The sequence below is a fragment of the Streptomyces griseoloalbus genome, assembly GCA_014650015.1.
In the GTDB taxonomy this organism is placed as follows: Bacteria; Actinomycetota; Actinomycetes; order Streptomycetales; family Streptomycetaceae; genus Streptomyces; species Streptomyces griseoloalbus.
This window is the reverse complement of record BMUD01000009.1, coordinates 124884-150059: the sequence shown is the minus strand read 5'-3', so window position 1 is coordinate 150059 and position 25176 is coordinate 124884. Positions and strand designations below refer to the sequence as shown.

The window sequence follows — 25176 nt, the reverse complement described above, 5'->3', positions numbered from 1 at the left end:
CGGCGTTCGGGGAGTCCGCGGTCGACGGGACGAGCAAGTCGAGCCCGTGGGTACGAGATGCCGGGGCGCCGCCCGTCCGGGACAATCGAAGAAGGGGCCGACTCATCCTGGTCGGCCGGTTCGGTCGCACCGGGCAGGCCTTCGTGTGAGGAGCCCAAGGTGAGTTTCGACTTGATCAACGATGCGCGACAGCATCCGGAGAACTACCCGCCGCACGGAAACTCCGCGGGCGCGACCATGACCGCGTGCGCGAGGGGTTTCGACATGTCGCCGCAGCTGACGGACGCGGCGAACGCCCACGCCCTCTTCCTGGAGGAGCAATCGAGAGACTGGGTCGTCAGCGGTGACAACATGCACCGTGGCCCGAGCGGAAGGCTGGTCTGGGAGTCCGGGGAACCCATGGAGCAGGCCGGCTACCGCACGTGGCGGGCGGAGAACGTGGCCGTCGGCTTCACCACCGCGGAGGAGGCGGTGCGCTTCTGGATGCAGGACGACGAGCGCTTCGGCTGGGGACACCGCAACGCCATCCTCCGGTCCGAGACGCAGGAGGCCGGCCTGGGACATCAGGAGGGCGGCCCCTGGGGCCACTACTGGACGCTGGACATGGGCACGAAGTAGGGGACCGCTGGTCACGCGGGCCCGTCTCCGTCCTGACCGCCGGTCGGTAGTCGAAGAGTCGGGCTCGGCGGAGTGCAGGGCCCGCGCTTCCCGCTCGCGTCGCCTCGGGCCACGCCCTGCCTGCGGTCGTGCGCGAGCCCGGCGGGGGTGAGCAGCTTGCCCGCCGATGCCCCGGCGCAGCCCTTGACGGGGTAGTACGACAACTCGACGACGCCGGCCATGTGGCGAATCCGTCCTGTTCCGCTGGTCCGATGAGTCTCGCGGCCGTGCCGGGGCCCCGACCGCTGTCGCGCCGCCGGACAACTCCGGGACGCCGGCGAATCGATGGGCCGTCCCACCACGCATCCTCACCGAGCTGAACGTTCGCGCGCCGGGCGCTCGACGACTGGAACGTGCGCGGGCGCGCAGACGATGTACCGCTGTGCGTCAGCGAACTCCCCACCCACGCCCTGCTGCACGGCGTACCGCCCGGCCGGGGATCTTTCCGCGCCTCATCACGCAGGACGGCGGCGTGCGCGTCGAGGTGCACGACGGTGGGGGCGGGCGTGGCCGCCGTACCGCAGGGGGAGCCCGACGGGAGCGGGCGCGGGTTGTTGCCCGTGGGTGAGCCGGCGGACAAGTGGGGTCGGGGAGCGGGCCCCCGGGAAGGTCGTCCGGTGCGTGTCCGCTACGGAGCCCGCAGCGCCGCCGCCACCGACGCGATCGTCTCCGGTCCCACCCGGCAGCACCCTCCGATCAGTCGCGCCCCCGCCTCCCGCCACCCCGTGACCTGCCCGGACGTGAATGTCGACCGGCCGGTCCACGCCCGCGCCCCGACATCCCACGTCTCGCCGCTGTTGGGGTAGACCACGACCGGTTTGCCGGTGACGCGGGCGGCGAGGGCGACGGCGTGGTCGGCGTCCTCGGGGGTGCAGCAGTTCACGCCGACGGCGACGACCTCGTCCGCCCGCGCGGCGAGCGCGAAGGCGTCCTCCAGGGGCCCGCCGGCGCGGGTGCGGTCGCCGGCCGCCGAGTACGACAGCCAGGCCGGTACGCCGAGACCGCGCAGGGCTCGGAGCAGGGCCTCCGCCTCGTCCGTGTCGGGGATCGTCTCCAGGGCGAGGACGTCCGGGCCGGCGGCGGCCAGGACCTCCATGCGGGGGCGGTGGAAGCGTTCCAGCTCGGACACGGTGAGCCCGTACCGGCCCCGGTACTCGGAGCCGTCCGCGAGCATCGCCCCGTACGGGCCGACGGAGGCCGCCACCCAGAGGGGGCGGGCCGCCCGGGCCCGCCGGGCCGCCTCGCGGGCGCACCTGACGCTCAGGGCGAGCAGCCCGGCCGCCCCCTCCCGGCCGATCCCGCGTCGCGCGAAGCCCTCGAACGTGGCCTGGTAGCTGGCGGTGATCGCCACGTCCGCGCCCGCCTCGAAGTAGGCGAGGTGCGCCTCCGTCACCGCCTCGGGGTCCTCGGCGAGCAGCCGTGCCGACCACAGCTCGTCGCTCAGGTCGTGCCCGGCCGCCGCGAGCTGGTTGGACATACCGCCGTCGAGTACGACCGCGCCGTCCGCGAGTGCCTCGGCGAGGGCGGGATCGGTGCTCATACCGGCGACGCTAGCCGACGCCATCGCTCACAGCGCGCCCCCTCGCCCCAGTGCTGGGATGCTGAGAGGGAGCGCAGCCGTAACCGGAAACGAACAGGGCGGTGAGTGCCGTGGCCGGGCTCGAAGGGGATGATCCGCCCGAGGCGGAAGACCGCGCCGACCCACACGGGGACCCGTTCCTGCGCACCCGGTTCGCCGTACCCGCGCGCCCCGTGACATTCCTGCGGCGTGAGCGGCTGACCAGGCATCTCGACCAGGCCCTGCGAACACCGCTGACCATGATCAACGGTGCGCCGGGGGCGGGGAAGACCCTGCTGGTCGCGGACTGGGTGGCGCACCGGGACGGACTGCCGGTCGCCTGGCTCACCACCGACGCGACCGGGGACGGGCCCGGGATGTTCTGGGCGTATCTGCTGCGGGCCCTGCGCGGCGTCGGGGTCCCGCTGCCCGCGGACACCGGTGTCCCGGCGGACGCGAACCGGGTGAGCCCCGCCCTGCCGGCCCGGCTCGCCGCCGAGCTGAGTGCCCGGGAGCGGCCCGTGGTCGTCGTGCTCGACGAGTTCGACCGGGTCACCGCCCCGGAGATCGCCGAGCAGCTGGAATTCGTCCTGCACCACGCCGGGCCGGGACTGCGGCTGGTCCTCGTCACCCGTACCGAGCCGCTGCTGCCCCTGCACCGCTACCGGCTCGCGGGCGAGCTGACGGAGATCAGGGGCGCGGAGCTGGCCTTCACCCCGGACGAGGCCGTCGAGCTGATGGACCTGCACGGGCTGCGGCTGCCCCCGGCCGCCTTGCGCGCGCTCGTGGAGCGCACCCGGGGGTGGGCCGCCGGGCTGCGGCTGTGCGCCCTGGCGGCGGGGCAGAGTCCGGATCCGGAGGCGTATCTCAAGGAGTTCGAGGCGGACCGCAGCGCGATCGCCGACTTCCTGCTGGGGGAGGTGCTCAAGCGGCAGGACGCCCAGACCCAGGACCTGCTGCTGCGGGTGAGCGTGCTCGACCGGTTCTCTCCCGGGCTGGCGAACGCAGTCACGGGACGCGACGACGCCGAGGCCGTTCTGGCCCGGCTGAGCCGGGGCAACGCGTTCGTCGAGCACCTCGGGCACGGCCTGTACCGCCTCCACCCCCTGTTCGCCGAGATTCTCCGCGCCCATCTGCGGATGCGGCGGCCCGGTCTGGAACCCGGGCTGCACCGGCGGGCGGCCGAGTGGCTGCGGCGGTCCGGGTTCCTCTCGGAGGCGCTCGGGCATGGTGCCGCCGCCGGCGACTGGGGGTTCACCGCCGGTGCCCTGGTCGACGACCTCGCCATCGGCCAGTTCTTCACGGGGCTGCGCTCCGACGCGGTGGCCGAGCTGTTCTCCCGGATGGGGCGGGAGAGCACGGGTCCGGCCCCGGAGCTGGTACGGGCGGCCGGCCGGCTGGCCCGGTGCGAACTCGACGGCGGGCTGGCCCATCTGCGTCGCGCACAGCACGAACTGATGGAGTACGACGGTACGTCGGACGAAGCGGCGGCACGGTTGAGCTGCGCCCTGCTGGAGGCCCTCGCCGCCCGGCTGACCGGTGCGCCGGCCCGGGCGGAGGACGCGGCACGGGCGGCCGAGAGGCTGCGGGAGGCGGTCCCCGACGATCTGCTGGAGCGGCATCCCGAACTCACCGCGCTGCTGCTGGACCACTTGGGCTCCACGAGGCTGTGGGCCGGGCACTTCGAGAAGGCGCGGGCCGCCCTGTCCACGGTGGCGGACTCCGCCCCGGGAGCGGCCACGGCACTCCCGCGCGAGGACTCGCTGGGCAGGCTCGCGCTGATCGACTATCTGAACGGCTGGCTCGGCAGGGCCGAACGCAAGGCGCGCGAGGCCCTCCTGGAGACGGAGCGGTTCGGGCTGCCCCGGCCGTCCGGCTCCGGTGTCGAACGGCTCGTCCTGGCCGCCGTCGCCGTGGACCGCGACGAGCTGGGGCAGGCCCAGGCCCTGCTCGACACGTTGGCCGACACCCACCCCGCGATGCGGGATCCCGTCCTGCGGGCCGGACGCGCCCTGACGACCGCGCGCCTGCATCTGGCGCGCGGCGATCCGGGGGCCGCGCTGAAGGCGGTGGAACCGGAGGTGCCGGCCGACGTCGTCTCGCCGTGGGCGCGGGGAGGGACGACGCTTGTCGCTGCCGCCGCCCATCTCATCGAGGGACGCGCGGAGACGGCCGCCGGACTGCTGCTGGACGTGCCCGAAGAGCAGGTGGCGTGCGCGGTGGGGGCCGCGCGGATCCAGCTGGCCACCGGACGGGCCGCCGCGGCCGTACGGCTGCTCGACCGTGTGCGTCCGGAGGGGCGCGCCGGTCCGGCGGTGACCGTCCGGGCGGCGCTGGTGCGGGCGCAGGCCGCGGACGAGGCGGGGGACGGCGTGAGCGCGCGCGGACTCGTGGTGCGGGCGCTGGAGGAGGCGCGCCGGGAGCGGCTGCGCCGGCCCTTCCGCGAGGCCGGGCCGTGGATCCGGCCCTACCTGGGCACGGCGTGGCCGCACTGGCTGACGACCGGCCGGCTCGCACCCGGCGCCGGCCCGCCCCGGCGACGGCACGAGCCGCCGCCACCGGTCTACGAGGAGCTGAGCGGGCGCGAGCGCGACGTGCTGCGCCGCCTGGCCCTGACGATGTCCACGCAGGAGATCGCCGCCGACCTGTACGTGTCGGTGAACACGGTCAAGACCCACCTCAAGAGCGTCTACCGGAAGCTGTCGGTCAACCGCCGCAACGAAGCGGTGCGCCGAGCCCGCGACCTGGACCTGCTGTGACGAGGGGGACCCCATGAGCCGCTGGCGGGCGCTGATCGTCCTGGGAACCGCACAGTTCCTGATGGTCCTCGACACGTCGGTCATGAACGTCTCCATCAGCCAATTGGTCGACGACTTCGACACCGAGGTCACCGCCATTCAGGCCGTCATCACGCTGTACGCGCTGGTCATGGCGGCATTCATGATCATCGGGGGGCGGCTGGGGGACATCCTCGGACGGCGGCGTGTCTTCCTCGGCGGTCTCGTCGTCTACGCCACGGGCTCGGCCCTGACCGCCGTGGCACCCACCCTGTGGGTGCTGGTCCTCGGCTGGTCGGTCATCGAGGGACTCGGCGCCGCGCTGGTGCTGCCGGCCATGGCGGCCCTCGTCGCCGAGTCCTACCGGGGCCGCGACCGGGCCGTCGCGTACGGCGTCGTCGGCGGACTGGCCGGTGCCGGGATCGCCGTGGGCCCCCTGCTGGGCGGCTGGGTGACGACGTACCTCACGTGGCGGCTCGTCTTCGCGGGTGAGGTCGTGGTCGTACTGGCCGTCCTTCTCCTGCGCGGCGCGATCACCGAGGCACCGGGAGTCGCGGTGCGCCCCCGGCTGGACGGGGTCGGTGCCGTGCTCTCCGCGGCGGGTCTGGCCCTCGGGGTGCTCGGCGTGCTGCAGAGCGGCACCTGGGGCTGGGTGCGGCCGCGCAATCCGCCCTTCACCGTCCTCGGTTTCGCGCCGACGCTGTTCGTGGTCGGTGCCGGGGTGGCCGTCCTCGCGGTCTTCCACCGGTGGGAGCGGCGCCGGGACGAGCGCGGCGACGACCCGTTGGTGCACCTGGCCTTGCTGCGTCGGCCCGCCCTGAGATCCGGCCTGATGTCGCTGGTGAGCCAGAATCTGATCCTGCTGGGGCTGTTCTTCACCATCCCGCTGTACCTCCAGATCGTGCAGGGTTTCGACGCCTTCGAGACGGGGCTCAGACTGCTGCCGGTGTCCGCGACGATGCTCGTGACCTCGCTGGGCGCGGCCCGGCTGGGACGCCTGGCCGGACCCCGACGGGTCGTCCGGCTGGCCCTGCTCACCGTCGCGGCGGCCGTCCTCTGGCTGCTGACCACCATCGACCCGGTCATCGACGACGCGAACTTCGCCGGGGCGATGGCCCTGCTCGGCGTCGGCATGGGCCTGTTCGCCTCCCAGCTCGGCAACGTCGTCCAGTCCGGCGCGGGTGAGGAGGAACGCAGTGAGGCAGGCGGGCTCCAGTACACCGCGCAGAACCTGGGCTCGGCTCTCGGCACCGCGCTGATCGGATCGCTGCTCATCGGCTCCCTGGCGCACGCCTTCACCGCGCACGTGGAGAACGACGCCCGGCTGTCGCAGGAGGCCCGGCGGCAGGTCGGTGTCGCCCTGGAGGCCGGCGTCACCTTCGTGCCCACGGAACAGGTGCGCGCGGCGGCCACTCGCGCCGGACTGCCGCCGGACGAGGTGGACGCCGTGACGGACTCCTACGCGTCGGCGCAGCTCGAGGGCCTGAAGGCGGCGATCCTCGCCACCGGCGGCATCACCCTCGCGAGCTTCCTGGTCACACACCGCCTGCCGGGCCCGGAGCCCGAGCGCCCCGGACCCGGCGGGCGGGACGGGGTCGGCCGAAGGAGTCCGTGATGCCCGACACTGAGCAGGCAGCGGCGGGCTGGGCCGCACGGGCCGCCGAGCGCAGGGCGCACACCGACTACACGGGCGGCGTCTACGGATCCATGCTCGCGGCCTCGGTGATCGTCGGGGCCGGAACGCTCGGTTCGTTCCCGCGCCTGGAGATGGTGCTGCTGCTGTTGCTCACCGGCGGGGTGTTCTGGATCGCGCATGTGCACGCGCAGTTGTTCGGGGCGCGGCTGGCGCAGCGCGGCCCGGACCGTCACGTCGTGCTGCGGGTGTGCCGGGAGGAGTGGACGATCGTCAAGGCCGCCGTGCCACCGGCGGTCGCCGTGGCCGTCAGCCCCGTGCTCGGTCTCGGTGTGCAGGGCACCCAGTGGTTCGCGCTGTCCGTCGCCGTGGCGGGGCAGGTGGGCTGGTCGGTGGCGGCGGCCCGCCGGGCCGGTGCCGGCCGGCGCCTGATGGCCCTGTCGGCGGCGGTGAACCTCGTACTCGGCCTGGTGATCCTCTCGTGCAAGCTCTGGCTGACGCACTGAGACGAGCGGCCTCTCACCTGTACGGGGTGAGCCGGGCTGCCGCCCGGAGGCGGACGATCGCAGGGTACGGGCACGGCCCGCCTGTTCCAGGCCACCCGGGGAGCGGCTCATGCGCTACGAGATCCGTGTCGACGGACATCTCTCGGAACCGCTGATCGGGGTTTTCCCGGAGCTCGACCACGTGGAGATGTCCGGCCAGACCCTGCTGTTCGGGCACGTCATCGACGAGGCGCACCTGTACGGGCTGCTGGCCCGGTGCCAGTCCCTGGGCCTGCGCGTCCTGGAGATGCGCCAGATACCGGAGTAGCACCCCGGCCGGTGGGTCACGCGCTCTCGGCGCGCACCCGGCCGGACCGCACGGCCTCACCCAGCGCCTCGAAGTCCCGCTCGTTGCGGTCGGCGTAGTCCTGCGCGAACCCGGCGAGGGCCCGGGCGAAGCGGTCGCCGCCGCCCAGGTAGGCGGCGATGGCGACCGGGTCGCCGGAACGGGCATGGGCGCGCGCCAGACTCGCTCCGCACAGGCCTGCGAAAAGCCGCAGCAGCCCCGGTTCCATCGTCTCCGGCCGGGCGATGCCCTTCCAGTCGCGCAACTGCCGTACGTAGAAGTCCCGGGGGCGGCCGTCGAGGCCCACGGCGTGCGTCCAGCCGAGCAGGATGTCGCTGGTCGTCTGGATCAGCCGCTGCCCCGCCACCACCCGGCGGCCCTCGTTGTCGTACCGCTCGCCCTTCGTGTGCGGCGCGAGCACCGACTCCTGCGCCTCCTTGGCCTGCAGCAGCAGGGGATCGTCGTCGTCCCTGCCGAGCAGGAGCACGATCCAGCAGCGGGTGCCGACACTACCGACGCCCACCACCTTCCGGGCCACGTCGACCAGGTGGTAACGCCCCAGCAGATGCCGGTGCTCCGACGACAGCGAGCGCGCGTAGCCGTCCAGGACCTCGCGCAGGCCGTTCTCCTCGTTCGAGGGATCGTCCACCAGGTCGGCCAGCGGCGTGATCAGCGGCGGGTCCGGAGCGATGCACCGTCCTCCGGCCGTGACCCGCGTGAGTTTCGCGAAGGCCTGGAGGTGGGTGCGGGTCCGGGCGCGTTCCGTCGCCCCGGCGATACGGCGCCGGGCCTCGCGGTCCGTCGACGAGTCCAAGAGCTCGCGCAGCCGGTCGGCGTCGTCCTGTGCGTACCAGATGTCGAGGGTGCGCATCCCGGCGAACGCCCGCATGCGCCGCCGGTACGCCTCCACGCAGGCGCGCACCGCGCCGTCCTGCTCCTCGACGGGGAAGCCGTTCGCCCGGCCGGCGATGGCGAAGCTCGCCGCCAGCCGCTTGACGTCCCATTCGAAGGGACCGGCGAGGGTTTCGTCGAAGTCGTTGATGTCGAAGACGAGATGGCGTTCGGGGGAGGCCAGCAGGCGGAAGTTCAGCAGATGGGCGTCACCGCACAGCTGCACGGTCAGGCCGGTGTCAGGGAGCGGCCCGAGGTCCGCCGCCATGATCGCCGCCGCTCCCCGGTAGAACCGGAAGGGGGACTCGAGCATGCGGCCGTATCGGACCGGCACCAGCTCGGGCAGCCGGGTCACCGACTGCCGCTCGATCACGTCGACGGGGTCCGGCCGGTCCCGGGCCGCCTCGAACCGGCCGTGGGACGAGCGCGGCGCACGGCCGCGCGCCTCCTTGCCGTGCGCGGCCCGCTCGGCCGGGGAGCGGGAGGCGCTGAACGCACTCGGTACGGCCATCGCTGTCTCCCGCCTGCGCCGTGTACGACGACTGCTCGCCGCCCATCCCACCGCGCCCGCGCCCTGACCGGATCACCCGTCGTGGGTGACCCGGCGACGGCGGCCGGGCGGAAGGCTGGTCCCGCGCTCGCGCTGCGGCCCGAGTGCGCTTCGCGGAAGGAGGAGTCATGAGCGCGACACCTGGTCCGGCACCCGGCGCTGGACGGACGCACCTGCGCGACGGCGCGACCCCCGGCCTGCCGGACGGCCCCGCCGAACTCCTGGGGACACTCGGGCGCTCGTGGCAGTGGATCCTCGCCTCCGCCGTCGCCACCCTCGTGCCGGGCATCGTCGTGCTGGTGTGGCCGGACACCACGCTGCACGTCCTCGCGGTGCTCATCGGCCTGTACCTGCTGGTGACCGGGGCGTTCCGGTTCGTCGGCGTCCTCGGGCGGGAGGAGCAGGGCGCACGGCTGCCCGAACTCCTGCTGGCGGTGCTGTACGTCCTGGCCGGAGTGCTCTGCCTGCGTCACCCGCTGCAGACCATCGCCGCCCTCTCCCTGATCGTCGGAGTGGTCTGGCTGGTGTCGGGGATGCTCACCCTCTTCACGGCCATCGCCTCGCGGGACCTGCCGCACCGCGGTGTCGTCCTCGGCGCGGCGCTGCTCGCCGTCGTCGCGGGGATCGTCGTACTGGCCCTGCCCGCGGAATCGGCCCGGGCGCTGACCCGGCTCCTCGGCCTGTGGCTCGTCCTCCTCGGACTGGTCGAGGTCGCCATCGCCCTGGCCTGGCGGGCCGCACTGCGCAGGTCAGGCATGGCAGGGGCGCCCCGCCGTCCCGCGGGGACCGGCTGAGAGGGCACCTGCGGCCGGAAGAAGGCCCCGCGGCCACCCGCCGCACGCCCCGTACCCGGCGGCCGGACCCGCACGCCGGAACGGCACGCCGAGCGCGAGCGGCCGCGTCCGGCCGCTGGTGCACGGCACAGCGCCTCGTCCCTGCCGTCGGTGGCGCCCGCTCGGTGGTGTTCGCCGCGGTCGTCCCGGCCCCTGGGGCCGAGACCCCTTCCCCTTCCCCGTGGGGCTCCGGCATTTCACCCGTCCCGGGTGAGGCAGTGGGCGTCGGCCGAGCGGACGCTGGGCGCGGGGCCGGATGACATGTCGGGCGCAGGCCCGGAACGGAGGACCGAGATGAGTGGTGCGACGTACCTCGCGTACGACTATCCGCTGCTGAGCGCCTTCTGGACCATGCTGGTCTTCTTCCTGTGGATCATGTGGTTCGTCCTGCTCTTCCGGATCGTCATGGACATCTTCCGCGACGACGCCCTGAGCGGCTGGGCCAAGACCGGCTGGCTGGTGTTCACCATCGTCCTGCCCTTCCTGGGCGTCTTCGTCTACGTGATCGTCCGGGGCAAGAACATGGGGCGCCGTGAGATCGCGCAGGCGCGCGCACAGCAGGAGGCGCTGGACAGTTACGTCCGCGAGACCGCCAAGGGCGCCAACGGCCGCACCAGCAGCGTCGACGAACTCGCCCGGCTGTCCGAGATCAAGTCCCGCGGCGACATCTCGGACGAGGAGTTCCGCAGGGCCAAGGAACTGGTCCTGAGCGGCCACGGCCCGGCGGAACACAAGGATCCGTTCTCTTCGTCCGCAGGGCGCTGACCACACGACACCGAAGTGAGGCATCGGCATGACAGCGACACATCCGACACGCGGCGCACGCGGCACCACCGGCGCACACGCGCCGTCGGCGAAGCGGCAGTGGGCCGGAGGCCTGACGGTCTTCGCCGCCGTCACGCTCATGATCGTGGGAGTGCTCGACATCCTCCGGGGCATCATGGGCATCGCCGAGGACGACGTCTTCGTCACGACGCGGAACTACGTCTTCCAGTTCGACCTCACCGGCTGGGGCTGGACTCACCTGGCGCTCGGCGTCCTCGCGGTGCTCGTCAGCCTCGGCCTGGTCCGGGAAGCCATGTGGGCCCGCGTCGCCGGCGTGACGATCGCCGGGCTCCTCATCATCGCCAACTTCCTGTCCCTGCCGTACTACCCGGTCTGGTCCGTCGTGATGATCGCCTTTTCCGGGTTCATCATCTGGGCGCTGTGCGTGCCGCGTTCGGGCTCCCGCTCCGAGGGCTGAGTTCCGCGTCGTGTCGCGGAACGTCAGCCAGCAGGACGCGGCGTGGGCGCGACTGGCCCTGCTCGCCCTCGCGGCGGCCGTGCTGGTCCCGTTCGTCGCCGCCAGTCTGCGCGGCGTGCTCTGGGCGCTGCTCGGCATCGCCGGACTGGCCCTGGCCGCCGTGGGGTTGTGGTGGACGCTCGCCCGCTTCGGAGCGATGCGGATCGTCGGCGCGGTGCTGTGCATGGCGGCTCCGCTGACGGTGCTGGCGCTGTACGCCGCAGGCGGGATGCTGGGACCGGCCGCGCTGTCCCTGGCGCTGTGGGCGGTGGCCGTGGGCACGGCGCGGAGGGCGGTGGCGCCCGGACCCACCGAGCCGGTACCCGCCCCGCCGCCCAGCCGTCCCTGGGCGGTGATGAACCCGCGCTCCGGCGGCGGCAAGGTCGACCGTTTCCGGCTGGCGGACCGGGCGCGTACGGCGGGCGTCCGGGTGGTCCTGCTCGGCGCCGGGCACCAGGACGTGGCCGGGCTGGCAGAGGACGCCGTACGCGACGGAGCCGACCTGCTGGCGGTGGCCGGCGGGGACGGGACCCAGGCCCTGGTGGCGGAGGTGGCCGCCCGGCACGGCGTGCCGTTCATGGTGATCCCGGCCGGTACCCGCAACCACTTCGCGCTCGACCTCGGACTCGACCGGAAGGATCCGGCGAGGGCCCTGGACGCCCTGACGGACGGCGTCGAACTCCGCGTCGACCTCGGGTTCGCCGCAGGCCGGGTGTTCGTCAACAACGCCTCCTTCGGCACGTACGCGGCGGTCGTGGGCGAGCCCGCGTACCGGGAGGAGAAGCGGCAGACCACGCTCAGGATGATGCCCGGACTACTGTCCGGTCCCTCGGCGCCCCGGCTGCGGATGCGGGCGGACGGGACGTGTGCGGACGGGCTGCAGGCCCTGCTCGTCAGCAACAACCCGTACCGGAGGGCGGTCGACGCGTCCCGGCCGGGACGCAGGGAGCGGCTGGACTCCGGACGGCTGGGGGTACTGGGTGTGCGGGTGGAGAGCGCGGTGCGGGCCGCGGGGATGGCGCGCGGTCCCCGCGCGGCCGGCCTGCTGCGGATCACCGCCGAGGAAGTCGTCGTGGAGGCGGACACCCCGACCGTCCCGGCCGGTGTCGACGGGGAGCACGTCCTGCTGCCGGTACCGGTGGTGTGCCGGACCGCCCCAGGAGCCCTACGGGTCCGCGTCCCGCGCGGCCGAATGGGTACGCGGTGGGGCAGTGGTGCCCCCGAGTGGCCGCGCGTGATCCGGCTGGCGCTGGGACGGCGGGCGGCGACGCCGGGGGACGATCCGTGAAGGGGACCGAGGGGACGACGGTCCGTGAAGAGGGCCGACGGGACGACGGTCCCCGCAGGACCGGGAAGGCGGTGGACATGTGCCGTTGGCTCGCCTATTCGGGCACTCCCATCCTGCTCGACAGCATCCTCTACAGACCGGTCCACTCACTGATCGATCAGAGCCTGCACGCCAAGATGGGCGTCGAGACGACCAACGGCGACGGGTTCGGCGTGGGCTGGTACGTGCCGGACAAGGACAGCCCCGCCGTCGTGCGGGACATCGGACCGGCCTGGAGCGACCGCAACCTGCGGGAGATCGCCGAGCACGTCGTCTCGCCGCTCTTCTTCGCCCACATCCGGGCCTCGACCGGTACGGCGGTGCAGCAGACCAACTGCCATCCGTTCCGGCACGGCCGCTGGATGTGGATGCACAACGGCGCGATCGCCGAGTTCCACCGTGTCCGGCGCGACCTCGCCCTGTCCGTCGAGCCCGGCCTGTTCCCGTACGTCGAGGGTTCAACGGACTCGGAGATGATGTTCTACCTGTCGCTGACCCTCGGCCTGGAGGAGGATCCGCCCGGTGCCGTCGCCCGGATGGCCGGCCTGGTGGAACGCGTCGGCCACGAGCACGGCGTGGAGTTCCCGCTGCAGATGACGGTCTCGGTCACCGACGGCGTGCGCCTGTGGGCGTTCCGCTACTCCAGCCAGAAGCGATCGCGCTCGCTCTTCTACAGCACGCGCGTGGACACTCTGCGCTCCCTCCACCCGGACGTGGCCTTCCTGCGCGAGATCTCCGACGACGCCCGCCTCATCGTCTCCGAGCCCCTGGGCGACCTGCCCGGCGCCTGGAACGCCGTCCCCGAGGGCACCTACGGCGTGGTGCAGCCCGAGGGCGACGAGATGCACGCCTTCGAGCCCGCCGCCTGACGACCGGTATCCCGGCCACGTCGGACCCGTTGACCTCCCCGTGACACGCCTTTACCTTGTCGGCGTTCGCCATGTCAGATGTCGTTCGATATGACGAACTGCATCGTCTTCCCCGACGAGAGGCAGACCGCATGAGCCGCGCCGCCGACCTGCCCGACCCACCCCCCGCCCGCAGACTCCTGCTGAAGGGTGCCCTCGCCGCAGGTGCCCTGGCCGCCGCCACCCCCGCCGGCCCCGCCGCGCGCCCGAAGGCGGCCCCCTACGTGAACCCGCTCGTCCGCAACCGGGCCGATCAGCACATCACCCGCCACACCGACGGCTTCTCCTACTTCACCGCCACCGCCCCCGAGTACGACCGGATCATCCTGCGGCGCTCGCGCACGCTGAACGGCCTGGGCGCCGCCGCAGAGTCCGTCATCCGGCGGGCGCACCCCACCGGTGACATGGGCGCCCACATCCGGGCGCCGGAGATGCACCGCGTCGGCGGCAAGTGGTACATCCACTTCGCCGCCGCGCCCGCCGAGGACGTATGGGCGATCCGCATCCGGGTGACCTACTCGGCCAGCGCCACCGACGCCAACTACCTCATGGACCCGGCGAGCTGGGCCAAGTCGCCCGTCCCCGTCTTCACCAGCAACGACACCACCAAGCAGTACGGCCCCGGCCACAACTGCTTCACGGTCGCCGAGGACGGCCGCACCGACGTCCTCGTCTGCCACGCCCGCCAGTACAAGGAGATCGACGGCGACCCGCTGCACGACCCCAACCGGCACACCCGCGTCCAGACGCTCGGCTGGAAGGCGGACGGCACCCCCGACTTCGGCGTCCCCGTGGCCGACGGCGCGGCGGGGGAGGGGGTCTGAGATGAGACGCGTGTACGCCGTGCTGGCCGCCCTCTGCCTCGCGCTCGCCGGCGCGGTCGCCACCGCCGGCCCGGCGCAGGCCGCACCGCAGACGATCGTCAACGGCATTCAGTTCACCGACGGTTCGGGAAGCCCCGTGCACGCCCACGGCGGTGGTGTCCTCAAGGTCGGGGCGTACTACTACTGGTTCGGCGAGCACCGCAACGCCGACAACACCTTCCGCTACGTGGACGCCTACCGCTCCACCGACCTGAAGAACTGGGAGTTCCGCAACCACGTCCTCACCGAGGCCAGTCATCCTGAGCTCGCCACCGCCAACATCGAGCGGCCCAAGGTCATGTACAACGCCGCCACCGGCCAGTTCGTGATGTGGATGCACAAGGAGAACGGCAGCGACTACGGCGAGGCCCGCGCCGCCGTCGCCGTCTCCGACACCGTGGACGGGAACTACACCTGGCGGGGCAGCTTCCGGCCGCTCGGGCAGCACATGTCCCGCGACATCACCGTGTTCACGGACACCGACGGCGCCGGCTACATGGTCTCCGCCGCCCGTGAGAACTACGACCTGCACATCTACCGGCTCACCGCCGACTACACCGGCATCGCGAGCCTGGTCGCCAACCCCTGGCCCGGCGGCCACCGCGAGGCCCCGGCGCTGTTCAAGCGGGGCGGCGTCTACTTCATGCTGACCTCGGGCGCCACCGGCTGGAACCCCAACCAGCAGCAGTACGCCACCGCCACCAGCCTCTCGGGACCCTGGTCGGCGATGCGCAACGCCGGCGACTCGACCGGGTTCGGCTCGCAGACCGCCTTCGTGCTGCCGGTCCAGGGCTCCTCAGGCACCTCGTACCTGTATCTCGGTGACCGTTGGGGCAACTCCTTCGGCGGGACCGTCAACGACTCCCGGTACGTGTGGCTGCCGTTGACCTTCCCGTCCTCCACCTCGATGTCCCTGTCCTGGTCCCCGGAGGTCACGGTCGACACGGCCGCCGGGACGATCAGCACTACGTCCGCCACGTACAACACGCTGGCCGCCCGGCACAGCGGCCGGTGCGCGGACGTGACCGGTCAGTCGCTGTGGCAGGGCGCCCAGATCAAGCAGTACGACTGCAACGGCGGCGGCAACCAGGGGTTCTGGTTCAAGCCGGTCGCCGGCGGCTACCACCAACTCGTCGCGCGGCACAGCTCCCTGTGCCTGACGGAGAACGCGAGCACGGTCACCCAGGAGAACTGCTCCTCCTCCGCCAACGCCCAGCAGTGGTCGCTCGGCACGAGCGGCTCCTACGTGACCCTCCGGTCGCGGGCGACCGGCGAGTGCCTGGACGTGTCCGGGGGAGCCACCGCCAACTCGGTGGCGCTCATCACGTACACCTGCAACGGAGGGACGAACCAGCAGTGGACCCGCGGGGCATGAGACCGGGCCGGCCCGGCCCGGCAAGCCGACCGCTCGGCCGGGCCGCCGTCACGGCGGCCGTGGCGCCGGCCATCGGCCTGTCGGCCGTGCCGGCCCAGGCGCAGCAGCACACGGGGCACCGGCCCTCCCCCGGCATCGAGAACTGCACGGCCACCGCCTGCCACTTCGATCTGCCGCCCGGTACCTACGACGTGCGGGTCACCCTCGGTGGAGAGGAGGCGTCCAGCACCGCCATCGGGGGCGAGACCCGGCGCGCCCTGCTCCCGGAGACCGCCGCACCGGCCGGGGAGCGGATCGTCCGGAGCTTCACCGTGAACGTCCGCACGCCCGAGGGCGAGCCGCTCGGAGCCGAGGGCACACCCGGGCTCGACCTCACCGTCGGCGGGGCCGCACCCGCTCTCTCCGGTATCCGGGTCGGCCCGGCACGGAACGCCCGGCAGATCCTCCTGGTCGGCGACTCCACGGTCTGCGACCAGCCCGGCGCCCCGTACGCGGGCTGGGGCCAGCAACTGCCCCAGTACCTGCGCAAGGGCCTGTCCGTGGCCAACTACGCGGATTCCGGGGAGAGTACGGTCAGCTATCTCGGGAACCCGCTCCTGTGGGACACCGTCGGGCCACTCATCCGGCGCGGCGATCTCGTGCTGATCCAGCTCGCCCACAACGACAAGACCACCGACGGGGCGACCTACCGGGCGAACCTCGAGACACTGGTGGCGGGCGTGCGGGAACGGGGCGGCCGGCCGGTTCTGGTGACCCCGATCGTGCGGCGCTGGTTCAGCGCCGACGGCACCTTGAACAACACCACCGCGCTGCTGGTCAACGGGCTCGGCGTCGACCATCCGGCCGTCATCCGCTCCGTCGCGGCCGACCGGGACGTCCCGCTGATCGACCTCACCGCGCGGACCAAGGCGCTGGTGGAGGCCCTCGGCGTGGAGGGTTCCGAGGCGCTGTACCTCTACAACGAGAAACGGGACAATACGCACACCTCCGTTCACGGTGCCACCGTGTACGCGGACTTGGTCCGCGAGGAACTCGTCGACCTGCATCTGGTGCCCGAGGGCAAAGTCGGGGTGGGATGAACCCCTGGGGCGCTCCGACCGGAACCGGGGCGCCCCAGGCTCGCCCGTGCGCAGGGACACTTCGGCCGGCGCCGAAGCGTCCCGCTTCTAGCGTTGCCGCATGACCGAGAGCACGCACACCGAGAGCACGCCGACCGGCACCCCCTCCGCGGCCGTCACCGGCATGGTCGACCACGTCCTCGACCTGGCCGCCACCTGGACCCGCTGGGACGGCGAACCCGCGCACGTCGACGACCGCGTCTACACCCCGCACAAGGCGATCCGCCGCGTCGCCGATCACCTGATCGACCACCTCGCGGAGATGGAGGCCCGCCTCGCCGGTGAACAGCCGCAGCCCGACCACTGGCACGCCTCCCTCGTCACCACCGCGGCCGACCTCGCCCCCTTCACCCCCGAGGACCTCGACGAGGCCCGCAGCCGCCTCACCCGGCTCGCCCGGATCTGGGCCGACCGGCTCGACGCGCTCACCGACGAGCAGCTCGACCACTCGCCCGGAACGGGCTGGAGCTTTCGCGAACTCGCCCGCCACCTGGGAGAGTCCGTCTACTACGCCGACGCCGTGGGAGACCTCTCGTGACCGCCTTCGCCGACCTCCACCACGCCGACGCACCCCTGGTGCTGCCCAACGCCTGGGACCACGCCTCCGCGCTGGCCCTGGCCGCCCAGGGTTTCCCGGCCATCGGCACCACGAGCCTGGCCGTCGCCGCGGCGGCCGGGCTGCCCGACGGGGCGGCCGCCACCCGGGAGCAGACACTGCTGCTCGCGCGCACCCTCGGCTCGGCGCCGTTCCTGCTGTCCGTGGACGCCGAAGGCGGATTCGGCGACGACCCCGACGAGGTGGCCGAGCTGGCCCGGGAGCTGTACGCCCTCGGCGCCGTCGGTATCAATCTGGAGGACGGACTCGGGCCGGCCGACCGGCATGCCGCGAAGATCGCCGCCGTCCGTGCGGCGGCCCCCGGCCTCTTCGTGAACGCCCGCACGGACACCTACTGGCTCGGCGACGGCGAGGGCACCACGAGCCGTCTCGACGCCTTTCTGAGGGCGGGCGCACACGGCGTCTTCGTCCCCGGTCTCGACGACCCACGGGAGATCGCCGCCCTGGTGCGCGGCCTGGACGGCGTCCCCCTCAACGTCCTCTACTCGCCGACGGGGCCCTCCGTCCCCCACCTCGCCGACCTCGGTGTCCGCCGCATCAGTCTCGGCTCCTTGCTGTACCGGCGGGCGCTCGGCGCGGCGGTGGAGGCGGCGGTGGACATCCGGGCCGGCCGGCCGGTGGCGGGGGGCACGGCACCGTCGTACGAGGAGATGCAGATGCTGAGCCGACGGGCTGATGGGGAGTGATCCTGGTAGGTTGGGCACTTTCGCGGGTATCAGACCCTTTGGACTCATCTCCGGCGAGAGACCGAGGAACCATGGACATGGACATCCCCGGCGAGAAACGGCTGGCTGCCGCGGTCGTGATGGATGACGAGGGGCGGGTGCTCCTGGTGCGCCGCAGCGAGACGGAGAGATTCCTGCCCCGGGTGTGGGGCGTTCCGTGCGGCAAGCTCGAACCCGGCGAGGACGCCCGGGACGGCGCGCTGCGCGAACTGAAGGAAGAGACCGGCCTGCTCGGCGAGATCGTGCGCAAGGTGGGCGAGTCGTCCTTCGTCAGCGACTACCGGGGGCAGGAGACCAAGAACTGGCAGGAGAACTTCCTGGTCCGCCCGCTGTCCCGGCGGGTCACCCTGCCGTGCCCGGACCAGACCCACGCCTGGCTGTACCCGTCCGAGTTGACCGGCGTCGAGATCGACGCCTACAACCTGGACATCGTGCGGCAGGCGCTCATGACCCCCTGAGCAGTTCCGCCAGCCCGCTCAGCGCGGCCAGATAACCCGGCACGTCCAGCGGCTGCTTGGCCGTCGCTCCCGCGTGCGGGCCCGATGCCGTGAACACGTCGGTGTGACGGCGTCGTTCGGCGCCCGTCTCCAGGAACAGCGTCACGGTCGGCTCGTCGGTGTCGCACCAGGCCCGGTGCAGGGTGCGCGCGGGCAGGGCGTAGGTGCTGCCCGCCGCGTAACGGCCCGTGTGCGTCAGCCGCAGCCGTGCCCGGCCCGCCGGTTCCAGCAGCCAGTCGGCCGATCCGTCCGCCAGGGACTCCTCGTACCGGGCGGCCTCGATGCCACCACCGACGCCCACGCCGTCGTCGTGCGCCTCGTACAGGTCCATGCTCAGCCGCCCCCGCACGATGTGCGAGGCCAGGGCCGAGCGGTGGTTGTGGATGTCCTCCGCGCCGGTGCCGCCCGCGCCCTCGTGCCACAGATGGACGCGCAGCATGTGCCGCCGGCCGGCGTCGATCAGCAGCAGCTTGTCGAAGCCGAGCACGTGCCGGTACGACAGCCGGGCGCAGCCCTCCGGATCGCCCTCGCCGCCGACCAGTTCGGCGACCAGCTCCAGCAGCCGTCCCGGGGCGCCGAGCTCCGTGACCACCGCGCCGGCCGCGGCCACGTGGTCCCTCTCGGGCAGCTCACCGTCGAGTGTTCGGGCGAGCAGCCGCCGTACCGCCCGCACCTGCCGATCCCCCATGCGGTCCACCCCTCCTGGTCTCCGCTCGTCACGCGGTCGTCGTGTCGTCCGGCCGGTACGTCCACACGGCGTGCCCGCGCAGCGCCGCCAGACCCTGATACGTCATCCACATCGGGTGCCGCAGCTCGGTGCTGTCGCCCCGGCCCCAGGACCAGATGCCGTCCCGCTGCCCCGCCCACACCGCGGCGACCGCCCCGTCCAGCAGCTCCCGCCAGGTGTCCTCCAGGCCGTCCTGCCGGGCGACCTCCAGCGCGCCCCGGGACAGCAGGGCGCGCACGATCCAGGTCGCCGTGAAGTGCCGCACGTTCAACACCTCGTGGCGCGCGGGGTCGTCCGTGCGCGGCCGGCGCACCTCCTCGCGCGCATTCTCCAGGTCCAGGCAGGCATGGTGGGGGGCGTCGGGGCAGGACAGCAGCCAGCGCACGCCGTCCTCCCGGGCGGCCCGCACGGCCGCGTTCTCGCCGAGGACGCGTGCGGCACGCTCCAGGGCGACCACGGCCTGCGCGGTGTGCGGCGGGGACGGCGGCCCGTACGGCGGGTCGAGCCGGTAGCCCCAGCAGCGCAGATGGTCACGGCCCGGATCGCTGATCGCCCCGTCGACCAGGGCCTCGCGCAGCGCGGGCAGGGCGGCGCAGTGCGGTGCGGCGCGCAGCAGCCCGCGCAGCACCGTCGTCACCACGTGGGTGGACTCCCGTCCGGCGTGGTCGTGTTCACGGGTGAACGCGGCCGTGCAGCGGTCCACCTCCTGGGCCAGCCGTTCCCCGGACACCCCGGCCCGGGCCAGCGCGCCCAGCACCAGCGCCGTCACCTCGGGCCGGGGCTCGGCGCCCTGCGACCGGGCCGACCAGCCGCCGCCGGGGAGCCGCAGCCGCCACAGCGTGTCGACCAGTTCGCCCGGTGTCAGCCGGCCGTCGGTCATGCCCAGGTCGAGCATGATCTGCAGCCCGTACGCCGTGCCGACGGAGGTCGGGCGGGAAGGGGTGCTCTCGCCCAGGGAGTGCGACCAGCCGGTGAGCCGGCCGCGGTCCGGGTCGTCGACCACGGACACCTGCTCGACCAGGGTGTCGTACGCGGCCGTGAGGACCTGGGGGAGCGGTCCGGGTGCGGGGGCGGCCACGGGCGGCGGCGGCGCGGTGGGGCGGGCGGCTTCGGCGGCCCGAGCCCGCACCAGCGCCGCCGCCAGCCACGCGGCGAGCGCGGTGCCGAACCCGCTCACCGAGGCGATCAGGTACTGCGCCGCCTCCCCGCCCAGCGAGCCGGGCAGCACCTGGAACAGGAACTGGAACACGCCGTATCCGGCGGCGACACACCCGAGCCCGCCGAGCCAGCCCACGAACCGCCCGGGACGGGACGCCCCGTCGTCCGGTCCGGGGGACGGCGGCCCTGTACGGACGGGCCTCAAGGGGTCGCGCCCCACCTGCTGCTGGGACATGGCGCTCCCTCCCCCTGAGCGGTGACCTGCGAGTGCCGCGAAGATGTCAGTCCGGGAAAACGGCTCCGACTCAACGTCCGTACCGCTGTTTTCGCCGTCTCACACCCGCCCCGGGTACCGCGTCGGTCAACCTGCCTGTTCCCGGGGCCAGTTCACCAGGGCGATGTGCAGGGCGTCGATCGTCCTGGCCCAGGACGCCTCGACCTCGCGGGGCGCGCCGAAGGCACCGGCGGCCTCCAGGGCGCAGTAGCCGTGGAAGGTGCTGCGGAGCAGGCGCACGGCGTCGGTGAGGTCGGGTTCCCCCAGGCCGTAGGCGCGGAGCATGCCGTAGGTGACCTCGGCGGTGCGGCGCAGCGCGGGGGAGTCGGCGACCAGGGCCTCGTCCAGGCGGAGCTGGGTGGCGGCGTAGCGGCCGGGGTGGGTGAGGGCGTACTCCCGGTAGGCGTCGGCGAACGCGGCCAGGGCCTCCTTGCCGGCCCGCCCGGCGACCGCCGCCGCGATCCGGTCGATCAGCTCGCCGCCCGCGAGCAGTGCCATCCGGGTGCGCAGGTCCCGCAGTCCGCGCACATGCGCGTACAGGCTCGCGTCCTTCACACCGAAACGCCGGGCCAGCGCGGACAGGGTGACGTTCTCGTAGCCCGCCTCGTCGGCGAGGTCGGCGGCGGCCGCGACGAGACGGTCGGCGGTGAGTCCGGCGCGGGGTATGCGGGCCTCCGGGAGAACCGAGGGAGTCTAGGGGACGAAATCTAGCTCACGCACGCGGTGTGGGCGAGCCGCCGCATGCGGGGCATGTGCCGCTCACCCGCAAGTTGTTCAACGTTCACCCGTTGCCTTGATCCTCCACTCGCGGCGTGGTCGCGCCGCGGAAGGCAGCCGCACGCACGACGCGGCGATCAGGAGGCACTCCATGGGTCACGGGCACGCACACGGGCACCACCATCACCACCACGGACACGACCACCAGCACGAGACGACGGCGCCCCTGCCCGCCGCCTTCGACACCGCCGTGCCCGACGAGGCGCTGAACCCCGAGCAGAAGTCCCGCCGTGCGCTGCTGCGCCGGGCCGGTCTGCTCGGCGCCGGGCTCGCGGCCGGCACCGTGCTGTCCGCCGGCGCCGGTGCCGCCACGCCCGCGCACGCCGCACCCGCCGCGGGCCACGGCCGCCGCGGCAAGGGCTTCCTGTGGCTCGCGGGCGACCACCACATCCACACCCAGTACAGCAGCGACGGCAAGTACCGCGTCGTCGACCAGGTCCGCCAGGGCGCCAAGCACGGCATGGACTGGCTGGTCATCACCGACCACGGCAGCGCCACCCACGCCAAGATCGGCGTCGAGAAGGTCAACCCGGACATCAAGGAGGCCCGGGCCGCCTACGAGGACACCCTCGTCTTCCAGGGCCTGGAGTGGAACATCCCGGCCGCCGAGCACGGCACCGTCTTCGTCCACCCGGGCCGCAACGAGGTCTCCGTCCTCAAGCAGTTCGAGACCGACTACGACGGCGGCGTCAAGGGCGCCTCCGACTCCACCCCCGCCAACGAGGCGCTCGCCGTCGCCGGCCTCAACTTCCTCGCCGAGCAGGTCAGACGGCGCAAGGTCGGCGACGCCCTGATGCTCGCCAACCACCCGGCGCGGCGCGGCGTCGACTCCCCGCACGAGATCCGCGCCTGGCGCGACGCCACCGGCACCAACCCCCAGATCGCGGTCGGCTTCGAGGGCGCCCCCGGCCACCAGGCCGCCGGCCTGCCCAAGCCGCTGGGCATGGGCCGCGCCCGCGGCATCTACGACAACAACCCCAGCGCCAACTCCTTCCCCGGCTACCCGCTGGAGAGCTACCGCACCTGGGGCGGCTTCGACTGGATGACCGCCACCGTCGGCGGCCTGTGGGACAGCCTCCTCGCCGAGGGCCGCCCCTGGTGGATCACCGCCAACTCCGACTCCCACCAGGTCTACGCCGACACCGCCGCGCGCGGCACCGACGGCGACTTCGCCACCGACGGCCGCTACTCCGACCCCGTCTACGCCGGGCAGATCGACATCAACCAGGGCGACTACTGGCCCGGCCAGTACAGCCGCACCCACGTCGGCGCAGACGGCTTCTCCTACGCCGCCGTCATGGACGGCATCCGCGCCGGCCGCATCTGGGTCGACCACGGGCAGCTCATCAGCGGCCTCGACGTCCGGGTCTCCGGCGGCAGCCGCTGGGCCACGCTCGGCGGCGCGCTGCACGTGAGGAAGGGCACCAAGGTCACGCTGACCGCCGACGTGGCGCTCGCCGGCGGAGCCAACTGGGCCGGGTTCGTCCCCAAGCTCGCCCGCGTGGACGTCATCCAGGGCGACATGACCGGCCCCGTCGCCGACAAGGACACCTTCACCGCGCCCACGGCCAAGGTCGTCCGGTCGTACGACATCGACAGGACGGCCGGCACCGTCCGCGTCACCTTCGACCTCGGCCGCGTCGACCGCCCGCTGTACGTCCGGCTGCGCGGCACCGACGGCAACCGGTCCGCCGTCGGCGCGATGGGCGCCCAGGTCGACCCGGCGGGCCCCGCCCTCGACGTCGTCGGCGACGCCGACCCGTGGCGCGACCTGTGGTTCTACACCAACCCGGTGTGGGTCCTGCCGTCGTGACGCCCTACGCCCTCACCGTGGACGCGGGGACCGGGGACCTGCGCGCGGCCGACCATCTGCTGCACGAACTGGCGGCCGGACTCGCCCTCCACGAGGGCACGTTCGGCTGCACCCACCTCGTGCGCGGCGACCGACCGCGCGTGGCGGTGTCCCTGTCCCTGCCTTCGCGGCCGCTCCTGGACACCACCCGGGAACGGCTCACGGCGGCCGGGTACGGTGCCGTCTCCCCGGGACTGCCCGACGCCGTGGGGCGCGCGGTGCTCTACCCGGGGGCATCGGCCCTCACCGGCACCATGACGGTCGCGGAGCTGCTCGCGAACTCCGCGATCGACCGCGTGACGGTCCTGGGCACACCGGAACCCCCCGGCCCGCAGACCCGTATGGTGACGCGCGACCACGTGCGGCCGCAGTGGCAGCGGGACGCACTCGTCCTCGCCGCCACTCCGGCCATGGGCGGCACCCTCGTCCCCTTCGAGGCACCGGATCCCACGCCCTGCTGCGCGGACCACTGAAAGGGGGACGGCGACGACGTCAGTCGCCCGGCACCGAGAACACGAACGAGAACGCCGCGGGCTCGGGCCACAGGTAGTACCGGGGCAACGGACCCGGACCGCAGGACTGGGAGCCGATGCCGTGCTGCCGGTTGCGTTGACGAAGTCCGGCCGGGGCACGCGCGGGTCCCTCGCCCTCGACGAAGTCCGGCCGGCGCCGGTCACCCGCCCAGGACGTCCCGGACGAAGGCGTTGGTGAACGTGCCCCCCGGGTCCACGTCGCGGGCGCAGGCCCGGAAGTCGTTCAGCCGCGGGTAGCGGGCGCGCAACTCGGCCGTCGGCGTCGTGAACACCTTGCCCCAGTGCGGCCGCGCGTCGAACGGGGCCAGCGCCTCCTCCACGCGCCGCACCACCGGCAGCACCGCCCGCGTGTCCTCGATCCAGGTGAAGTGGATGGCCACCGTGTCCCGGCCGTAGGAGGGGCTGAGCCACTGGTCGTCGGCGGCGACGGTCCGCACCTCGCAGGTCTGCAGCACGGGGGCGACCGTCTCCCGGATCCCGTCCATCGCGCGCAGCATGTCGACGGCCGTCTCCCGCGGCATCAGGTACTCCGACTGCAGCTCCGCCCCGCTGCTCGGCGTGAACTCCGCCCGGAAGTGCGGCAGCCGCTCGTGCCAGGGCCCCGGCACCCCGAACTGCTCGGTGCAGTTCACCGCCGGCATGCCCGGCACCGGGTGCATCTTCCCGGTCGCCGGAGCCGCCCACGGGAAGTCCGGCAGCGGCTGGTCGGTGCGCCGCTTCAGCCATACCTGCCGGAATCCCGGTGCCCGCCAGTCGGTGAACAGGCTCACGCTGTACGCCGCCGACATGATCGTCTCGAATGTGGCCCGATCCAGCCCCTCCAGGGGCATCTCGGTGAACACGTGCTGCTCGACCTCGAAGGCCGGCTCCAGGTCCAGGGTGAGCGCGGTGACGACACCGAGCGCGCCCAGCGAGGTGACCGCGCCGCCGAACCAGGCGGACTCTCCCCGGGTGAACCGCCCCGTCGAACCGTCCGCCGTCACGATGTCCACCGCGCGCACGGACGAGGAGAGCGGCCCGTTGCCGACCCCGGAGCCATGGGTGCCGGTGGCGACCGATCCGGCCACCGAGATGTGCGGCAGCGACGCCATGTTCGCCAGCGCCAGCCCGTGCCGGTGCACCTCCCGGGCCAGCTCGGCGTAGCGCACGCCGCCTCCGACCCGTACCGTCCGGGCCGTCGTGTCCACGTCGATCTCGGGGGGCAGCGCGTCGAGGGAGAGCAGGACGCCGTCCTCTCCGGGCTCGGCGATCTCGTTGAAGGAGTGCCCGCTGCCCAGGGCCCGCACCCGCGAGCTCCCGGCGACCAGATCGCGCAGCGCGTGCAGGGTGCGCGGGCGGTGCAGTTCCTTGGCGGCGTACGTGATGTTGCCCGCCCAGTTGGTGACGGTCTCGGCCATCCCTCGTCCCTCCTGAC

At 73.2% G+C, this 25176-nt stretch carries 24 protein-coding genes and 1 pseudogene; 18 read left to right on the top strand and 7 right to left on the bottom strand.

Annotation, left to right across the window (positions count from 1 at the left end; translation table 11 throughout):
* Positions 1-159 precede the first annotated feature (159 nt).
* Positions 160-618 (top strand): CAP domain-containing protein, encoded by a 459-nt coding sequence (locus tag IE178_RS16065; RefSeq protein ID WP_184761441.1) that lies wholly within the window; start codon positions 160-162, stop codon positions 616-618.
* A 122-nt stretch (positions 619-740) separates the two neighbouring features.
* On the opposite strand, the pseudogene IE178_RS16060 reads toward IE178_RS16065, so the two are convergent.
* Positions 741-839, bottom strand: a pseudogene (locus tag IE178_RS16060) (MOSC domain-containing protein); the annotation flags it as partial.
* A gap of 446 nt (positions 840-1285) precedes the next feature.
* Positions 1286-2197, bottom strand: coding sequence for a homocysteine S-methyltransferase (mmuM, locus tag IE178_RS16055; protein WP_318280080.1), 912 nt, complete (start codon positions 2195-2197; stop codon positions 1286-1288).
* A 101-nt stretch (positions 2198-2298) separates the two neighbouring features.
* Here mmuM and IE178_RS16050 point away from each other — a divergent pair, with 101 nt between their 5' ends.
* The 4 genes from IE178_RS16050 (at position 2299) to IE178_RS16035 (ending at position 7438) form a co-directional block, all read left to right on the top strand.
* A complete protein-coding gene (locus IE178_RS16050; RefSeq protein WP_193512764.1) occupies positions 2299-4974 on the top strand; it encodes a winged helix-turn-helix domain-containing protein in 2676 nt (891 codons plus the stop codon).
* A 13-nt stretch (positions 4975-4987) separates the two neighbouring features.
* Positions 4988-6607 carry an MFS transporter gene (locus IE178_RS16045; protein WP_193512763.1) on the top strand — a complete coding sequence of 540 codons (1620 nt, stop codon included), beginning with the start codon at positions 4988-4990 and terminating at the stop codon, positions 6605-6607.
* A complete protein-coding gene (locus IE178_RS16040) occupies positions 6607-7131 on the top strand; it encodes a hypothetical protein (protein WP_193512762.1) in 525 nt (174 codons plus the stop codon). The genes IE178_RS16045 and IE178_RS16040 overlap by 1 nt, the downstream gene beginning before the upstream one ends.
* Before the next feature lie 109 nt (positions 7132-7240).
* Positions 7241-7438, top strand: a complete 198-nt coding sequence (locus IE178_RS16035; protein ID WP_193512761.1) for a DUF8691 family protein — start codon at positions 7241-7243, stop codon at positions 7436-7438.
* A gap of 16 nt (positions 7439-7454) precedes the next feature.
* On the opposite strand, the gene IE178_RS16030 is transcribed toward IE178_RS16035, so the two are convergent.
* A complete protein-coding gene (locus IE178_RS16030; RefSeq protein WP_193512760.1) occupies positions 7455-8858 on the bottom strand; it encodes a DUF2252 domain-containing protein in 1404 nt (467 codons plus the stop codon).
* 167 nt (positions 8859-9025) lie between these two features.
* On the opposite strand from IE178_RS16030, the gene IE178_RS16025 reads away from it, so the two are divergent.
* From IE178_RS16025 to IE178_RS15975, 11 genes are all read left to right on the top strand, one after another.
* Complete coding sequence (locus IE178_RS16025) at positions 9026-9691, top strand: HdeD family acid-resistance protein (RefSeq protein WP_184761434.1); 666 nt, start codon at positions 9026-9028, stop codon at positions 9689-9691.
* Between the two features lie 333 nt (positions 9692-10024).
* Positions 10025-10495, top strand: coding sequence for an SHOCT domain-containing protein (locus IE178_RS16020; protein ID WP_193512759.1), 471 nt, complete (start codon positions 10025-10027; stop codon positions 10493-10495).
* A gap of 28 nt (positions 10496-10523) precedes the next feature.
* Positions 10524-10973 (top strand): DUF7144 family membrane protein, encoded by a 450-nt coding sequence (locus IE178_RS16015; RefSeq protein ID WP_193512758.1) that lies wholly within the window; start codon positions 10524-10526, stop codon positions 10971-10973.
* 10 nt (positions 10974-10983) lie between these two features.
* Positions 10984-12300, top strand: coding sequence for a diacylglycerol/lipid kinase family protein (locus IE178_RS16010; protein ID WP_193512757.1), 1317 nt, complete (start codon positions 10984-10986; stop codon positions 12298-12300).
* A 77-nt stretch (positions 12301-12377) separates the two neighbouring features.
* On the top strand, positions 12378-13208 hold the full coding sequence (locus IE178_RS16005) for a class II glutamine amidotransferase (RefSeq protein WP_193512858.1): 831 nt from the start codon (positions 12378-12380) through the stop codon (positions 13206-13208).
* A gap of 131 nt (positions 13209-13339) precedes the next feature.
* On the top strand, positions 13340-14071 hold the full coding sequence (locus tag IE178_RS16000; RefSeq protein WP_193512756.1) for a family 43 glycosylhydrolase: 732 nt from the start codon (positions 13340-13342) through the stop codon (positions 14069-14071).
* A 1-nt stretch (position 14072) separates the two neighbouring features.
* Positions 14073-15485, top strand: a complete 1413-nt coding sequence (locus IE178_RS15995) for an RICIN domain-containing protein (RefSeq protein ID WP_193512755.1) — start codon at positions 14073-14075, stop codon at positions 15483-15485.
* On the top strand, positions 15482-16564 hold the full coding sequence (locus IE178_RS15990; protein WP_193512754.1) for a rhamnogalacturonan acetylesterase: 1083 nt from the start codon (positions 15482-15484) through the stop codon (positions 16562-16564). Before IE178_RS15995 ends, IE178_RS15990 begins: the two co-directional genes overlap by 4 nt.
* Positions 16565-16664: 100 nt before the next feature.
* Positions 16665-17141, top strand: a complete 477-nt coding sequence (locus IE178_RS15985; RefSeq protein ID WP_193512753.1) for a hypothetical protein — start codon at positions 16665-16667, stop codon at positions 17139-17141.
* Positions 17138-17905, top strand: coding sequence for an isocitrate lyase/PEP mutase family protein (locus IE178_RS15980; protein ID WP_193512752.1), 768 nt, complete (start codon positions 17138-17140; stop codon positions 17903-17905). The genes IE178_RS15985 and IE178_RS15980 overlap by 4 nt, the downstream gene beginning before the upstream one ends.
* A 71-nt stretch (positions 17906-17976) precedes the next feature.
* A complete protein-coding gene (locus tag IE178_RS15975; protein ID WP_373301067.1) occupies positions 17977-18402 on the top strand; it encodes an NUDIX hydrolase in 426 nt (141 codons plus the stop codon).
* Here IE178_RS15975 and IE178_RS15970 read toward each other — a convergent pair.
* The 3 genes from IE178_RS15970 to IE178_RS15960 form a co-directional block, all read right to left on the bottom strand.
* Positions 18389-19129: a hypothetical protein gene (locus IE178_RS15970; RefSeq protein ID WP_193512751.1), complete on the bottom strand. Its 741-nt coding sequence runs from the start codon at positions 19127-19129 to the stop codon at positions 18389-18391. The two genes, IE178_RS15975 and IE178_RS15970, sit on opposite strands and share 14 nt — an antisense overlap.
* 28 nt (positions 19130-19157) lie before the next feature.
* Positions 19158-20561: a prenyltransferase/squalene oxidase repeat-containing protein gene (locus IE178_RS15965; RefSeq protein WP_193512750.1), complete on the bottom strand. Its 1404-nt coding sequence runs from the start codon at positions 20559-20561 to the stop codon at positions 19158-19160.
* 126 nt (positions 20562-20687) lie between these two features.
* The gene (locus IE178_RS15960; protein ID WP_184761769.1) at positions 20688-21266 is read right to left on the bottom strand and encodes a TetR/AcrR family transcriptional regulator; all 579 of its coding nucleotides are present in this window, start codon (positions 21264-21266) and stop codon (positions 20688-20690) included.
* A gap of 202 nt (positions 21267-21468) precedes the next feature.
* Here IE178_RS15960 and IE178_RS15955 point away from each other — a divergent pair, with 202 nt between their 5' ends.
* A complete protein-coding gene (locus IE178_RS15955; protein WP_193512749.1) occupies positions 21469-23190 on the top strand; it encodes a PHP domain-containing protein in 1722 nt (573 codons plus the stop codon).
* Positions 23172-23702 (top strand): hypothetical protein, encoded by a 531-nt coding sequence (locus IE178_RS15950; protein ID WP_318280079.1) that lies wholly within the window; start codon positions 23172-23174, stop codon positions 23700-23702. Before IE178_RS15955 ends, IE178_RS15950 begins: the two co-directional genes overlap by 19 nt.
* Before the next feature lie 200 nt (positions 23703-23902).
* Here the strand turns inward: IE178_RS15950 and IE178_RS15945 are convergent, their stop codons facing one another.
* Positions 23903-25159 (bottom strand): D-arabinono-1,4-lactone oxidase, encoded by a 1257-nt coding sequence (locus tag IE178_RS15945; protein WP_184761423.1) that lies wholly within the window; start codon positions 25157-25159, stop codon positions 23903-23905.
* Positions 25160-25176: the final 17 nt, after the last annotated feature.